This window comes from Blastococcus sp. DSM 46786 (assembly GCF_900109665.1).
GTDB lineage: Bacteria > Actinomycetota > Actinomycetes > Mycobacteriales > Geodermatophilaceae > Blastococcus > Blastococcus carthaginiensis.
The window spans coordinates 103,520-118,107 of record NZ_FOAO01000010.1 but is presented as its reverse complement, the minus strand read 5'-3'; the positions used below and the strand labels follow the sequence as shown (position 1 = coordinate 118,107).

General features: G+C 73.6%; 15 protein-coding genes and 2 tRNA genes. 6 read left to right on the top strand and 11 right to left on the bottom strand.

The genetic code is table 11. The annotated features are described in order from the left end of the window. The first annotated feature begins 19 nt into the window (after window positions 1-19). The 4 genes from BMW62_RS11000 (at window position 20) to pknB (ending at window position 6,522) form a co-directional block, all read left to right on the top strand. A complete protein-coding gene (locus BMW62_RS11000) occupies window positions 20-1,426 on the top strand; it encodes an FtsW/RodA/SpoVE family cell cycle protein (RefSeq protein ID WP_091930895.1) in 1,407 nt (468 codons plus the stop codon). Continuing rightward, on the top strand, window positions 1,423-2,865 hold the full coding sequence (locus BMW62_RS10995) for a peptidoglycan D,D-transpeptidase FtsI family protein (RefSeq protein ID WP_091930894.1): 1,443 nt from the start codon (window positions 1,423-1,425) through the stop codon (window positions 2,863-2,865). Before BMW62_RS11000 ends, BMW62_RS10995 begins: the two co-directional genes overlap by 4 nt. Then, complete coding sequence (locus BMW62_RS10990; protein WP_091930893.1) at window positions 2,865-4,598, top strand: protein kinase domain-containing protein; 1,734 nt, start codon at window positions 2,865-2,867, stop codon at window positions 4,596-4,598. The genes BMW62_RS10995 and BMW62_RS10990 overlap by 1 nt, the downstream gene beginning before the upstream one ends. A gap of 145 nt (window positions 4,599-4,743) precedes the next feature. After that, window positions 4,744-6,522, top strand: coding sequence for a Stk1 family PASTA domain-containing Ser/Thr kinase (gene pknB, locus BMW62_RS10985; protein ID WP_091930892.1), 1,779 nt, complete (start codon window positions 4,744-4,746; stop codon window positions 6,520-6,522). Between the two features lie 61 nt (window positions 6,523-6,583). Here pknB and BMW62_RS10980 read toward each other — a convergent pair whose 3' ends face one another. Beyond that, complete coding sequence (locus BMW62_RS10980; RefSeq protein ID WP_091930891.1) at window positions 6,584-7,243, bottom strand: aminodeoxychorismate/anthranilate synthase component II; 660 nt, start codon at window positions 7,241-7,243, stop codon at window positions 6,584-6,586. A 54-nt stretch (window positions 7,244-7,297) separates the two neighbouring features. Further along, window positions 7,298-8,047, bottom strand: a complete 750-nt coding sequence (locus BMW62_RS10975) for a DUF881 domain-containing protein (RefSeq protein WP_091930890.1) — start codon at window positions 8,045-8,047, stop codon at window positions 7,298-7,300. 136 nt (window positions 8,048-8,183) lie between these two features. Here BMW62_RS10975 and crgA point away from each other — a divergent pair, with 136 nt between their 5' ends. Continuing rightward, window positions 8,184-8,456: a cell division protein CrgA gene (gene crgA, locus BMW62_RS10970; RefSeq protein WP_091930889.1), complete on the top strand. Its 273-nt coding sequence runs from the start codon at window positions 8,184-8,186 to the stop codon at window positions 8,454-8,456. 718 nt (window positions 8,457-9,174) lie between these two features. Here the strand turns inward: crgA and BMW62_RS10965 are convergent. Beyond that, entirely contained in the window at window positions 9,175-10,335 is a 1,161-nt protein-coding gene (locus tag BMW62_RS10965; protein ID WP_091930888.1) for a thiolase family protein, read from the bottom strand. A gap of 92 nt (window positions 10,336-10,427) precedes the next feature. Between BMW62_RS10965 and BMW62_RS10960 the strand changes: the two genes are divergently transcribed. Further along, a complete protein-coding gene (locus tag BMW62_RS10960; protein ID WP_091930887.1) occupies window positions 10,428-10,850 on the top strand; it encodes a PH domain-containing protein in 423 nt (140 codons plus the stop codon). A 21-nt stretch (window positions 10,851-10,871) separates the two neighbouring features. Here BMW62_RS10960 and BMW62_RS10955 read toward each other — a convergent pair whose 3' ends face one another. The 8 genes from BMW62_RS10955 to BMW62_RS10925 all read right to left on the bottom strand — a co-directional run bounded on the left by BMW62_RS10955 (window position 10,872) and on the right by BMW62_RS10925 (window position 14,329). Beyond that, window positions 10,872-11,627 (bottom strand): rhomboid family intramembrane serine protease, encoded by a 756-nt coding sequence (locus BMW62_RS10955; RefSeq protein WP_091930886.1) that lies wholly within the window; start codon window positions 11,625-11,627, stop codon window positions 10,872-10,874. 128 nt (window positions 11,628-11,755) lie between these two features. Next, a complete protein-coding gene (locus BMW62_RS10950; protein ID WP_091930885.1) occupies window positions 11,756-12,289 on the bottom strand; it encodes a peptidylprolyl isomerase in 534 nt (177 codons plus the stop codon). A 253-nt stretch (window positions 12,290-12,542) separates the two neighbouring features. Next, complete coding sequence (locus BMW62_RS10945; protein ID WP_091930884.1) at window positions 12,543-12,935, bottom strand: alpha/beta fold hydrolase; 393 nt, start codon at window positions 12,933-12,935, stop codon at window positions 12,543-12,545. A gap of 18 nt (window positions 12,936-12,953) precedes the next feature. Continuing rightward, window positions 12,954-13,376 (bottom strand): alpha/beta fold hydrolase, encoded by a 423-nt coding sequence (locus BMW62_RS10940; protein WP_091930883.1) that lies wholly within the window; start codon window positions 13,374-13,376, stop codon window positions 12,954-12,956. Beyond that, complete coding sequence (locus BMW62_RS10935; protein ID WP_211435086.1) at window positions 13,376-13,714, bottom strand: DUF4287 domain-containing protein; 339 nt, start codon at window positions 13,712-13,714, stop codon at window positions 13,376-13,378. The genes BMW62_RS10940 and BMW62_RS10935 overlap by 1 nt, the downstream gene beginning before the upstream one ends. 217 nt (window positions 13,715-13,931) lie before the next feature. After that, window positions 13,932-14,007, bottom strand: a tRNA-Ala gene (locus BMW62_RS10930). Between the two features lie 25 nt (window positions 14,008-14,032). Next, a complete protein-coding gene (locus BMW62_RS22605; RefSeq protein ID WP_170852331.1) occupies window positions 14,033-14,173 on the bottom strand; it encodes a DLW-39 family protein in 141 nt (46 codons plus the stop codon). An 82-nt stretch (window positions 14,174-14,255) separates the two neighbouring features. Further along, a tRNA-Ile gene (locus tag BMW62_RS10925) sits at window positions 14,256-14,329 on the bottom strand. Between the last annotated feature and the right edge of the window lie 259 nt (window positions 14,330-14,588).

Below are 14,588 nucleotides of genomic sequence, written 5' to 3'. Positions count from 1 at the left end.
CCCCACCGGAGGTGTGTTGATGGCCGGGCCCGTGACCGACCCGCGCGCCGCGTCCGCCGAGACGCCCACCCGGCGGGGCACCGAGGCCCTGCTGCTGGCCTTCGCCGTGCTCATCACCGTCGTCGCCCAGATCATCGTCGACCTCACTGTGACCGGTGAGATGAGCCCGGAGATGGCCGGCTTCAGCGTGTGGATCACCGCCCTCTGGGTCGTCGCCCACCTCGTCGTCCGCAAGTGGGCCTCCTACGCCGACCCGCTGCTGCTGCCCTCGGTCGCCCTGCTCGTCGGGCTGGGGCTGGCCGTGATCCACCGGCTGGACCTGGCGGCCGAGCAGGTCGGCAGCACGGTCACCCGCGAGGACGCCCCGGTGCAGCTGGTGTGGGCCACCCTCGGCGTCGCCCTCTTCGTCACGGTGCTCGTCGTCGTCCGCGACCACCGCACGCTCTCCCGGTTCGCCTACACGCTGGCGCTGATCGGGCTGGTGCTGCTGGCCATCCCGGCCGTGCTGCCGGCGTCGATCTCCGAGGTCAACGGGGCCAAGATCTGGATCCGCGTCGCCGGCTTCTCCATCCAGCCGGGCGAGTTCGCCAAGATCTGCCTGGTCGTCTTCTTCGCCGCCTACCTGGTGGACAAGCGGGACGTGCTGGCGCTGGCGAGCAAGAAGGTGGCCGGCATCGAGCTGCCGCGCGGCCGCGACCTGGGCCCGGTGCTGCTCGCCTGGATCGTCTCGATCCTGGTGCTCGTCTTCGAGCGCGACCTGGGCAGCTCGCTGCTGCTGTTCGGCATCTTCGTGGTGATGCTCTACGTGGCCACCGAGCGCGCCGGCTGGCTGTTCATCGGTCTGGGCCTGTTCGCCGGCGGCGCCTTCATCGCCTACCAGATCTTCAGCCACGTGCAGGCCCGCGTGAACACCTGGCTGGACCCGTCGGCGTACTACGACGGCGCCGGGTACCAGCTGATGCAGTCGCTGTTCGGCCTCGGGACCGGCGGGCTGTTCGGCGCCGGTCTCGGCGGCGGGCGCCCCGACCAGGTGCCGGTGGCCAAGAGCGACTTCATCGCCGCCGCCGTCGGCGAGGAGCTCGGCCTGTTCGGGCTGGTCGCCGTGATCGTCGTCTACCTGATCCTGGTGGAGCGCGGGCTGCGCACCTCGCTGGTCGTCCGCGACGCCTTCGGCAAGCTGCTGGCCACCGGACTGGCGTTCGCCATCGCGTGGCAGGTGTTCGTGGTGCTCGGCGGGGTGACCGGGCTGCTCCCGCTGACCGGCCTCACCACGCCGTTCCTGGCCTACGGCGGGTCGTCGCTGGTGGCCAACTTCGTGCTCGTGGCGCTGCTGGTGCGGATCAGCGACGCCGCCCGCCGCCCGGCGGCACCGCACGCCGCGCCGGTGCGCCTGGGTGACGCCCCGACCGAGGTGGTGACGCCGTGAACGCCCCGCTGCGCCGGGTGGCGATCAGCGTGCTCGTGCTGTTCACGCTGCTGATCGTCAACGTCAACGTCATCCAGGTCGTCCGCTCGGATTCGCTGCGCTCCGACACCCGCAACACCCGCGTGATCGCCGAGTCCTACGACCGGGAACGCGGCTCCATCATCGTCGAGGGCACCGAGGTCGCCCTCTCCGTCCCCACCGACGGCCGCCTCGAGTACCTGCGCACCTATCCGCAGGGGCCGTTGTACGCGCCGGTCACCGGGTACCACTCGCTGGTGTACGGCAACCGGTACCTCGAGGACGTCATGAACGACGTGCTCTCCGGTGACGACGACCGGTTGTTCGTCCGCCGCATCGCCGACCTGTTCACCGGGCGCGACCCGGCCGGCGGCGACGTCGTCCTGACCCTCGACCCGGACGTCCAGGCCGCCGCCCTGGCCGGCCTGGACGGCGTGACCGGCGGCGTCGTCGCGCTGGACCCGCAGACCGGCGCGATCCTGGGCATGGCGAGCACGCCGACCTACGACCCGGGCCTGGTCTCCGGCCACGACCCCTCGGCCATCCGCGAGAACATGGAGCAGCTCACCGGGGCAGACCCCGACCCCCGGGTCAACCGCACCATCGGGGACAACTTCCCGCCCGGGTCGCTGTTCAAGGTCATCGTCGCGGCGGCCGCGCTCGAGGAGGGGCTGACCCCCGAGTCCGTCGTGCCGGCCCCCCGCGAGCTGCCGCTGCCGAACAGCAGCCGGGTGATCCCGAACTTCGGCGGCTCGGCGTGCAGCCCCAGCGGCGAGCAGTCGCTCACCGACGCCCTGACGATCTCCTGCAACACCGCCTTCGCCCAGCTCGGCCTCGACCTCGGCGAGGAGCAGGTGCGGGAGATGGCGGAGGCGTTCGGGCTGGACGACGGAGGCCTGGAGATCCCGCTGCAGGTCGCGCCGAGCACCGTCGGTGACATCGTCGACGACGCCGCCCTCGCCCAGACCTCGATCGGCCAGCGCGACGTCCGCATGACCGTGCTCCAGGCGGCCATGGTCGCCGCGGCCGTGGCCAACGACGGCGTGCAGATGAAGCCCTACCTCGTCGACGAGCTGCGCGCCCCCGACCTCACGGTCATCGACTCCGCCGACCCCGAGGTGCTCAACGAGCCCGTCTCCGCCGAGGTCGCCGACCAGCTCACCGAGATGATGGTCAGCGTCGTCGCCCGCGGTTCGGGGCGCGCCGCCCGTCTGCCCGGCATCGAGGTGGCCGGCAAGACCGGCACCGCGCAGGTGCGCGAGGGCGTCCCCGACCACAACTGGTTCATGGGCTTCGCCCCGGCAGACGACCCGCAGATCGCCGTCGCCGTGTTCGTGGCCAACGGCGGGGGTACCGGCGGCGACGTCTCGGCACCGATCGCGCGCGACGTCCTGGCGGCCTACTTCGACGGGCAGGGCTGATGGCACTGGGGATCGGCAGCATGCTGGCCGGGCGCTACGAGATCACCGCACCCATCGCCACCGGTGGCATGGGCGAGGTGTGGAAGGCGCGCGACCGGGTCCTGGACCGGATCGTCGCGGCGAAGGTGCTCAAGACCGAGTACACGAACGACCCGAGCTTCCTGGCCCGGTTCCGCAACGAGGCGCGGCACACCGCGGCGCTGTCCCACCCCAACATCGCCTCGGTCTACGACTACGGCGAGACGACGGACGACAGCGGCGTGCAGACCTTGGCGTTCCTCGTCATGGAGTTCGTCGAGGGCCAGCCCCTGGTGACGATCCTGCACGAGGAGGGGCGGCTGCCGGTCGACTGGACGCTGCACGTGCTCGGCCAGGCCGCCGACGGGCTGTCGGCCGCCCACCGGGCCGGCGTGGTGCACCGCGACATCAAGCCGGGCAACCTGATCGTCCGCCCCGACGGCGTGGTGAAGCTGACCGACTTCGGCATCGCCCAGGCCCGCGATGCCGCCCCCCTGACCCGCACCGGCATGGTGGTGGGTACCGCGCAGTACCTCTCCCCCGAGCAGGCCCAGGGGATGGAGGTCACCGCCGCCTCCGACGTCTACTCCCTCGGCGTGGTCGGTTTCGAGTGCCTCTCCGGCGCCCGCCCGTTCGACGGCGCCTCGCAGGTGGCCATCGCGCTCGCCCACATCAACCGGCCGCCGCCCCCGCTCCCCGGCGACGTCCCCGCGACCGTCCGGCTGCTGGTCGAGCGCGCCCTGGCCAAGGACCCCGCGGACCGGTTCACCGACGGCGGCGCCTTCGCCGACGCCGTCCGCCGCGTCGCCGCCGGTGACGGCCCGGCCGCCGCCGGCCCCGTGGTGGCACCGACGACCGCCCCCACCCAGGTCGTGGAGGTCGGGGACGGGCACACCCAGGTCTTCGCCACCCCGGCCGCGGGGATGCCCACGGTGTCACCCGCCACCGGTGGCCGCCCCATGCCGCCGCTCCAGGCGCCGCCGGACGACGACGACTGGGCCCGCGGCGACGAACCACCGGCGCGGCGCACCCCGCGCTGGCTCTGGCCGGCCGCGGCCCTGGTGCTCCTGCTCCTGGTCGCTGGCACCACGTACGTGCTGCTGAACAACCCCGGCGGCGACACCGGGCAGGACGCCTCTCCCACCACCACGGCGACGACGAGCAGCGCCGAGACCGGCGGCATCCTCCTCGACCCGGATCGGTACGTCGGCCGGGACGCCGACGAGGTGGAGGAGGAGCTGCGGGAGGCCGGGTTCACCTCGGTCTCGCAGGAGGAGGCCAGCGCAGGGCTGCTGACCGCCCTGGGCCAGACCCTGGACGAGGGCGATGTCGCGGGCATCGACCCGGCCGGCATCGAGGCGGCGCCGGACACCCCGATCACGCTGTTCTACTCGGCCGACGACTACGACCCCGCGCCCGTGGAGGACGACGAGGGCGAGGGTGACGGCGGGGAGGAGACGGCGACCCCGACCACGACCGCGCCGCCGACGCCCACGGCCCCGACCGGGACGACCGAGCCGTCGGGGGAGACGTCGACGACCACCACGGCGACCACGAGCACGTCCACCTCCGCGGGAGGCAGCCCCGCACCGACCACCAGGACTACGCCACCGCCGCCGCCACCGCCACCGCCGCCGCCACCGCCGGCCGAGCCGACGGATCCGGGGACCGACCCTGACGCCAATGCGGCGACGCCCCTGGATGACGGACAGTGAGCAGCTCGACACTCGGGTCCCGGGTCGCGGGCCGTTCTGCGGTTAGGCTCGCCGACGGCCAGCAGTCCGCGGCGCCGACCGTCGCGGGCAGCCTCCGCACCACCGGGCCGCGGAGGCTGCACGGAACCGGCCGAGAGGACCGTCGATGACCACGCCGCAGGTGCTCGGTGAGCGCTACGAGATCGGCGGAGTCCTGGGCCGCGGTGGCATGGCCGAGGTGCACCACGGACGCGATCTGCGCCTGGGCCGCGAGGTCGCGGTCAAGGTGCTGCGCCACGACCTGGCCCGCGACCCCTCCTTCCAGGTGCGCTTCCGCCGCGAGGCGCAGGCGTCGGCGTCGTTGAACCACCCGGCGATCGTCGCCGTCTACGACACCGGCGAGGACCGCACCCCCAGCGGCGCCACCCCGTACATCGTCATGGAGTACGTCGAGGGCGAGACGCTGCGCGACGTGCTGCGGCGCGAGGGCCGGCTGCCGATCGAGCGGGCGATGAGCCTGGCCGCCGACATCTGCGGCGCGCTGGACTTCAGCCACCGCAACGGCATCGTGCACCGGGACGTGAAGCCCGGGAACGTCATGATCACCCCGCAGGGCACGGTCAAGGTCATGGATTTCGGGATCGCGCGCGCGGTCTCGGACTCCGCGGCGACGATGACCTCCACCGCGGCGGTGATAGGGACCGCCCAGTACCTCTCCCCCGAGCAGGCCCGCGGTGAGGGCGTGGACGCCCGGTCCGACGTCTACTCGCTGGGCTGCCTGCTCTACGAGCTGGTCACCGGTGCCCCGCCCTTCACCGGCGACTCCCCGGTGTCGGTGGCCTACCAGCACGTGCGCGAGGACCCGCGGCTCCCGTCGTCGATCAACCCCGACGTCCCGCCGGAGCTGGACGCGATCCTGCTCAAGGCCATGAGCAAGAACCCGGCCAACCGGTACCAGTCGGCCGCGGACATGCGCAACGACCTGCTCCGGGCGCTCGCCGGGCAGCGGGTCGAGGCGACGCCGGTCATGGGCGACGCCGAGAAGACCGCGATCATCGGCGCCCCGGTCGGCGGCTACGCCAGCGGCTACGGCGACGAGGACTGGGAAGACGACGGCGACCGGCGCCGCAAGCGCCGCATCATCGCGATCGTGGCGGTCCTCGGCGTCCTGCTGCTCGGCGGCGCGATCGCCGCCGCGGTGGCGCTCACCCGGGGCGAGGACACGCCGACCGTGGCGCAGGTCAGCGTGCCGCCGCTGCTGAACCTCGACCAGGCCGCCGCGGAGCAGGCGATCACCGGCGCCGGTCTGGCCGTCGGCGAGGTGACCCAGGAGGCCAGCACCACCGTCCCCGAGGGCCAGGTGGTCGGCAGCACGCCGCCCAGCGGCAGCCGGGTGGACGAGGGCACCGACGTCGACCTGGTGATCAGCGCCGGCCCCGACACCGTGCAGGTGCCCAACGTGGTCGGCCTCACCGAGGACCAGGCACGCGCCAACCTGGAGCAGGCCGGCTTCACGAACGTCTCCAGCCGGCAGGTCGACTCGATCGAGTACGACGAGGGCCGGGTGGCCGCCGTCAGCCCCGCCGAGTCCAGCCAGGCGGATCCGGACACCGCGATCACGCTGAGCGTCTCCACCGGCACCATCGAGATGCCCGACGTCGTCAACCAGACCCAGGCGCAGGCGCGGGCGGCGCTGGAGGAAGCCGGCTTCGGCGCGGGGCAGATCACCGTCCAGGACGTCGAGCGCGACGACGTGGCGCCGGGCACCGTCGTCGAGACCGACCCCTCGGCCGGGCAGGACGTCGGCTCCGGCGAGACCATCACGCTCCTCGTCGCCATCCCCGTCCCGGCGGATGAGCCGGCGACGCCGACCACCACGAGCCCACCCAGCCCGCCCGCGGAGCCGGAGACGCCGCCCGCGGAGGACGAGGGCGGCGAGGGCTGAACCACCCAGGATGCGAGCGGGGCCCCTCCCGGACGGGAGGGGCCCTGCTGCCTACCAGGGCTCAGGCGATGGCCGAGGAGAGCCGCTGGGCGCTCGCGGTGGCGGCCGCGACCAGGTCCTCGTCGGGCGCCAGCCCGCAGGCGGCCAGCCAGGTGGCGAGCATGCGGTGGCCGCCCTCGGTGAGCACCGACTCGGGGTGGAACTGGACGCCCTCGATCGGGAGCTCGCGGTGCCGGAGCGCCATCACGAGACCCGACGGGGTGTGCCCGGTGACCTCCAGCTCGTCGGGCACCGTCTCGGCGTCGACGGCCAGCGAGTGGTAGCGGGTGGCGGTGAACGGCGACGGGAGACCGGCCAGCACGCCGTGGCCCTCGTGCACCACCTGGCTGGTCTTGCCGTGCAGCAGTTCGGGGGCACGCACGACCACCGCGCCGAACGCCTCGGCGATCGCCTGGTGGCCCAGGCACACGCCGAGGACGGGCGTGCCCTGCTCGGCGGCGGCGCGGACCATCGGCACGGTCACGCCGGCGTCCACCGGGGCTCCCGGGCCGGGCGAGAGGAGCACGCCGGCGACGTCGAGGTCGGCCAGCTCCTCGACGGTGACGGCGTCGTTGCGCCGCACCTCGCACCGGACGCCGAGCTGCCCCAGGTACTGCACGAGGTTGTAGACGAAGCTGTCGAAGTTGTCGACGACGAGGACCGGACGGTCGGCGGCGGTCATCGCGGTCGGGCTCCTCGCTGGGGTCGTCGTGCGGCACGGGCGGCCGCGGAACGCTCAGCCGGCGGTCGCGTGCTGCAGGGTGAGGCCGCCATCGTAGGCGGGCACCGTCACCTGGGGCCGCTCGCGTACCTCGAAGGTGAGACCCCAGGACTCCGCCGCCTGCTCGAAGACCGCCACCTGCGGCGAGGCGTCCAGCGCCGCCTCGACCTGGGAGGCGTCCACGACGGCGGTGATCACGAACGGCGGCGAGTAGGTGCGGCCCTGCAGCAGCAGGGTGTTGCCCACGCAGCGGACGGCGCTCGTGGAGATGAGGCGCTGGTCCATGACGGCCACCCCGTCGGCGCCGGCCGCCCACACGGCGTTGACGACCGCCTGGACGTCGCTCTGGTGGATGACGAGGTCGTCGGGGCGGGCGCCGCTCGGCAGGCTGCCGTCGGACCGCTGGGGCGCGTCGTCGAGGGTGATGACCAGCCCGGAACCCGTGACCGGCGTCAGCCCGGCGGCCGGCGCACCGGCCTCGCCGACGGCTTGCTCCTCTGCCACGGCGTCGTCGCGGGTCGCGACCTGGTCGGTGAGCCGCTGCACCTGGTCCTGGAGCTGGGCGAGCTGGCGTTCCTGGCGGGCCACCGCCGCGTCCCGCTCCTCCACGAGCTGGGAGAGCTGGGTGACCTCACCGGCACGCAGGTCGCTGCCCTGGGCGGTGCGGCCGGAGGTGGCGAACAGCAGGCCGGCGGCCAGGGCGACGACGGGGACGAGCGCCCCCCAGGCGGACGGGGAGCGTCCGGGCAGGGACCAGCGGACCACCGGGTACCTCCCTCGGAGCGGACGGGGGGTCGGCGCGTACGGGTGAGGTACCGGTGCCGACGTCCCCCGGAAGTTTAGTCTGGATGCCAGTTCCGGCCGGGGAGGACGAATCCGGCCGCCGGGAGGGAGTACGCACGTGCCCAAGTCGAAGGTGCGCAAGAAGTCGGTCTACACCCCGCCGGAGGACGCGGTCCGCTCGCGGAGCGCGCAGGCCAAGGCGCTGCAGCCCAGCCCGCGCTGGTACGCCCCGGTCATGGTGACCCTCATGCTGCTCGGCCTGCTGTGGATCGTCGTGTACTACGTCGCCGGCGACCGGATCCCGTTCATGGTGTCGCTGTCGGCGTGGAACTTCGCCATCGGGTTCGGCGCCATGGTCGCCGGGCTGATCATGTCGATGCGCTGGCGGTAGCCGCCGAACCACCGACGGCCGCCCGCTCCACCGTCGCCCGCTCCACCGTCGCCTGCCGAGCCGGGGCCCCACCGGGGGAAGTCCCCCGGCCGCTTCCCCTCTGGTCCGCATGGGGAGCAGAGGCAGAGCGTCGCCCGGGGCACCCGCCGGGATCACCGTGCCGGCCACCCGACGAGGCCCCCGTCCCCGCCCAGGGACGGGGGCCTCGCCCGTCCCGCGGCTGCGTGCGCGCCCGTGCCGGGGCCCCACCCCGGAGCCCGCGAGGGGTCGGGAGGACGGGATCCACCCTCTGTGCACAGCCGTCGCCGCCGTCCACAGGTCGACATGACGCCCCACCCCCAGGGTTGTCCACCGAGTGTGGAGGGACCGATCGGGTCCGGACCGCGCTGACCTGCGATTATCCGATCCATGGGGCTGGTGTGACGAGGTGTCCATCGGCGTAACTACAGCCGTGTGAGTCTGTCCCCAGCTGTGTACCCAGCTGTGGACGAGTCGACATGTCCGTGCGGCCGGGACGACGGCCGTGGACTTCCTTACCCATGCTGACCTGCGCATACACCGACCCGCGACGGCGCGGTGGACGGACCCGTCCGGGTCACCGAGCGCGCCCACGTGTGCACGGACAGGCAGTGCACCACCGCCGGTGGACGACGCCGGCCCGGAACGACATCAGCCCCCGGCCGCAGGGCCGGGGGCTGATGGACGACGCGGGGGACGGTCAGGCGTCCAGGAGCTCCAGGATCGTCGCGTTGGCCGTGCCGCCGCCCTCGCACATCGTCTGCAGCCCGTACCGGGTGCCGGTCGCCTGCATGTGGTGGACGAGGGTGGTCATGATCCGTGCACCCGATCCCCCCAGCGGGTGGCCCAGTGCGATGGCGCCGCCGAGCGGGTTGAGCCGGGCGGCGTCGCCGCCGGTGTCGGCCATCCACGCCATCGGGACCGGCGCAAAGGCCTCGTTGACCTCGAAGACGCCGATGTCCTCGATCGAGAGCCCCGAGCGCGCCAGCACCTTCTGCGTGGCGGGGATGGGCGCCGTCAGCATGATGACCGGGTCGTCGCCGGCCATGACCGTGGTGTGGATGCGCACGATGGGGCGGAGGCCCAGCTCGCGGGCCTTCTCGCTGGTGGTCACCAGCAGGGCGGCCGAGCCGTCGGAGATCTGGCTGGCGTTGCCTGCGCTGATCACGCCGCCCTCCTTGAACGGGGTCTTCAGGGAGGCGAGCTTCTCCAGGGTGCCGCCGGGGCGGATGCCCTCGTCGGCGCTGACCACCGTGCCGTCGGGCAGGGTGACCGGCGCGATCTCCTCGTCGAAGGCGCCGTCGGCCTGGGCCTTGGCCGCCTTCTCGTGCGAGGCGAGCGCGAACTCGTCGAGCTGGGTGCGGGAGAAGCCCCAGCGCTCCGCGATCATCTCGGCGCCGATGCCCTGGTTGGGGTAGACGCCGTCGTAGCGCTCGAGGAAGCGCGGGCCCAGCGGCTTGCCCGCGATGCCGTCGGCCCGGGCCGAGCCCATGGGCACCCGGCTCATGGACTCCACGCCACCGGCGACGACCACGTCGGCCTGGCCGCTGACGACCGTGGCGGCGGCGAAGGCGACGGCCTGCTGGGACGAGCCGCACTGGCGGTCGATCGTCGTGCCCGGGACCGACTCCGGCCAGCCCGCGGCCAGCGGCGCGTTGCGCCCGATGTTGAAGGTCTGCTCCCCGACCTGGCTCACGCAACCCCAGAAGACGTCCTCGACGACGGCGGGGTCGATGCCGGAGCGCTCGGCGAGGGCCTGCAGCACGTGGGCGGAGAGGTCCACCGCGTGCACCCCGGAGAGCCCACCCCCTCGCTTGCCCACCGGCGTACGGACGGCGGCACAGATGACGGCATCACGCATGGACCCACTCCTCGGGGACGACGGTCGGGTGCGCCGGCCGGCCACCCTGACCGCGATCGTATGTTCCGTGCCACACCTGGCACGCTGGAGGCGTGCAGTGGTCACCCCCGGCAGCGCTGCCGGCCGGTCTTGCCGCCGGTGCCGTCGCCCTCGGCACGGTCACCCTGCTGCTCGATCCGGCGGGCCGGATCCTGGTCGGCGGGGCCGCGGTGCTGCTGCTCGTGCTCGCCGCACGGGAGGTGTTGCTCCGGCCCCGCCTGACCGCCGGCCCCGACGGGGTGGCGGTGCGGACGCTCACCGGCACCCGGGTGCTGCCCTGGGGGCTGATGCGGGTGCACGTGCGCAGCGCGCGGCGCTGGGGGACGATGGTGCGCACGCTGGAGCTGGAGGGCCCCGCCGCCGGCGAGGACGACGGGCTGCTCCTGGTGCTCGGTCGCTGGGACCTCGGTGCCGACCCCGCGACCGTGGCCGGCGCGCTGGCGGAGCTGCGCCCCCGGGGCGGCCCGGCGCGGTGATGCCGTGGGCGGGCCGGGCCGTCAGACGGCGCCGACGTGGGAGACGCCGAGGGCGAGCACCAGCAGCAGCACCGCGAGCGCGCCGATGCCGACCGCCTGCACCACCGCCCGGCGGCGCATGCCGACCAGCAGGGCCGCGACCGCTGCACCGGTGACCAGCCCGCCGAGGTGGCCCAGCAGCGAGACGCCGGGCAGGAAGCTGATGAAGATGTTGATGCCCAGGAGGACCAGGATGCCGCGCACGTCCTGCTTGCGGAGCACCATCAGCACGCCCAGCGCACCGAGGAGCCCGTAGATGGCCGTGGAGGCGCCGGCGACGGGCCGGGCGAAGTCGCCGAACAGCTGGATCGCCGTGGATCCGCCCAGCGCCGAGACGACGTAGAGGGCCAGATACCGCAGCCGGCCCAGCTGACGTTCCAGTTCGGAGCCGAAGACCAGCAGCGCCAGCATGTTCAGCACGAGGTGCACCAGGCCGATGTGCAGGAACGCGGCCGTGAGCAGCCGCCACGGCTCACCCAGCTCGACGAGGAGCGGGTACTGGGCCAGGTCGACGAAGACCGGGGAGCGGTAGTTGTCGAGCGGGGCGTTGCCCACCAGCCCCGCCGAGACCGCCGTCACCAGGAACATCACGACGTTGATCGCGATCAGCGTGACCGTGACCCCGCCCCAGCGCGTGGCCGCGGCCTTCAGCCCCGAGGTGCGCTTGGGCGCCCGCACCGACGCCGCGCCCTGGCGGACGCACGCCGGGCACTGGAAGCCGACCGACGCGGGGATCATGCAGTCGGGGCAGACGGGCCGGCCGCACCGCGTGCACGAGATGCCCGTGGGCCGCTCGGGGTGGCGGTAGCAGGCCGGAGGCGGGGGCGGCGGCTGGTCGGCCGCGCCCCCGCCGTGCGGTTCCGTGCTCAGCTGCGCTGCACCTCGACGGACTCGATCACCACGTCCTCGACGGGGCGGTCGTTGCGGCCGGTGGAGACGGCGGCGATCCGGTCGACGACGTCGCGGCTCTCCTGGTCGGCCACCTCGCCGAAGATGGTGTGCTTGCGGTTCAGGTGCGGGGTCGGGCCCACGGTGATGAAGAACTGCGAGCCGTTGGTGCCCGGGCCGGCGTTGGCCATGGCCAGCAGGTAGGGCCGGTCGAAGGCGAGCTCGGGGTGGAACTCGTCGCCGAACTGGTAGCCCGGGCCGCCGATGCCCTGACCCAGCGGGTCGCCGCCCTGGATCATGAAGCCGGAGATGATCCGGTGGAAGATCGTGCCGTCGTAGAGCTTGTCCGTCGTCTTCTCACGGGTCGCGGGGTGCGTCCACTCGCGGGCGCCCTCGGCGAGGTCGGCGAAGTTCGCGACCGTCTTGGGGGCGTGGTCGGGGAACAGGTCCACGGTGATGTCGCCGTGGTTGGTGTGCAGGACCGCGCGGCGGGCGGGAGTCGATGAAGTCACCGCTCCACTCTCCCACCGTCCCGCCGACGGCGTGTCGCTGGGCCGGGGCGGGGAGGTTTCACGTGGCACCGAGCGCCGTGTGCGGCGCTTGTGGTGGAGACGAGGGGAGAGCGAGCCCCGCACCCCCGCCTCGGAGGACCGACCGAGGGGCGTCTCGGCGCAGCGGGCCGGGACCGGGAGCCAGTCCTGACCAGCACGCGGACCGCACCGTGGGGAGGCGCTGCCGGTCGCCGTGGGGGGGTGCGTGCCCGGGTCAGCCGCCGGCGTGGATCCGGACCGGACGGCCGCCCAGGAAACCGGCGAGCAGATCGGTCATGGCGGCGGGCTGCCAGCTGTGCTGGGAACCGGCCACCTCGGCACGGGTGGCGTCCGGGAGCGCGGCCGCGAGGGACGCGGCAGCGGCCGGCATCTCGTCGACGGTCTCCTCCCCGACGACGACGAGGGTGGGCACGTCCAGCGCACCGAGGAGTTCGCGGTGCGGCGCGGACATCGCCCACTCCAGCGCCTGCGCGTCGGCGCGCAGGCTCTCCGCGTGGGCGACGAACGGCTCCCACAGGGGCGAGTCCCGCAGGCCCTCGAGCATCTCGAGGGGGATGTCCTTCATGTAGTGCGAGACGGCGCCGGGCCGGTCGCCCGCGTCGAGCAACCGGTACAGCTCCGCGGTTCACTCCGGGACACCCCGTGCCGCGGGGTCGAGCGGCGCCTCGAACAGGACGAGGCGGTCGACCGGCAGGCCCTCGACGGCGGCCCGCAAGGCGATCGCGCAGCCGGACGAGTGGCCGCAGAGCGTCGCGCGCCCGCCGGCGACGTCGATCATCGCCCGCACGGCGGCGAGCTCGTCGGCGAGGTCCACCCTCCCCTCGGGGACGCTGTCCCCCCGGCCCACCCGATCGTGGACGACGGTCGTGAACCCGCGCTCCGCGAGCAGCTCCGCGGTCTCGGTCGTCTGCGGGTCGATGGCGCGGAACGGCCCGGCCCCGGCGACGAACACGACGGCCGGGCCCTCGCCGCGACGGTCGTACCCGACCGTGTCGCCGCGCGACGTGGTGACGTGCTGCGTGAGCGGTGCCGCTGCTCCGGGAGCCATCAGGCATCGCCTGCCCGGGCGGCGATGCCGTCCAGCCGCAGCACCGCGGACTCGTCGCGGTGCGAACCCGACGTCCCGACGTGCGCGTCGCTGATCACCGGGCCCTTGGTGATGACGTGGACGAGCGCCATGCCGTGACCCCGCCCGAGTGAGAAGTCGTCCTTCAACCAGGCGAGGATCGGGCCGGCCTTGGTGCCGGGGCCGAAGCCGCGGGCCGTGGCGAGGGCGACGAGCTCCTGCGGGGTCCTGCCCGTCTTCTGCTCGGCGGCGTCGAGGTAGGCCTGGAACGACATGTGCGCCTCCGGGGGCTGCGAGGGGTCCGTTGGATCCGTGCGCACGTTAGGACCGTGCCGCCCCGCCGAACTCATCGGTCGCGCTGCCGGTCGTCGGATGCCCAGCTACGCCGGCCCGCTCGACGACGACCTGGACGCCGTGACCGACCGGCCGGACGCGCTGCGGGCCGCATCCCGCGGACGAGCTGCGGACCTCTCGCGGACCGAGGCCCGTTCGGAGGGCTCACCGGAGTCCCGAGGGAGATGGATCAACGGGTCGCACTGGTGGAGACGAGGGGAATCGAACCCCTAACCCCCGCCTTGCAAAGGCGGTGCTCTGCCAATTGAGCTACGTCCCCGGGGGGCCCTGCGCGGGCCGGTGGTTCAGCGGGTGGGCGTGCTGACGGCGCCCGGGCCGCTCGTGGCCTCGCGCCAGAGGTCCGCCTCGGTGCGGTCGGTGGACCGCTTCCGGACGGCGACCAGTGCACCGGCCGCAGCGGCGACGAGCGCCAGCTTCTTCAGCACGCGGAGAACCTCCTCGGGCGCTTCGCTCGCCGCGGGGGCGACGTGCGGGGGAACGCGGAACCTCGAGGCTCCGGTACACGGGTGGGCCTGGGAGGACTTGAACCTCCGGCCTCATCCTTATCAGGGATGCGCTCTAACCGCCTGAGCTACAGGCCCGTGAACCTCGAACAGCATACGTGACCGCCGGACCGCGCCCGCAGGGGGCCCGGCACCCCCGCACGGTCGTCCCGAGTGGGCCGGAGGGTCCGCGCAGGGACGACGGACGCGCTCGACGCCACCGGGGGACGGCACCAGGCCGCGGTGTCGTCCGGAGGACGACGGAGTGCTCAGCCCGGAGGGTCCCGCGAAAGGACGACGGCCACGCTCCGCCCCCAGGGGGACGGCACGTGGCCGCGGTGTCGTCCCGAGTGGGGCC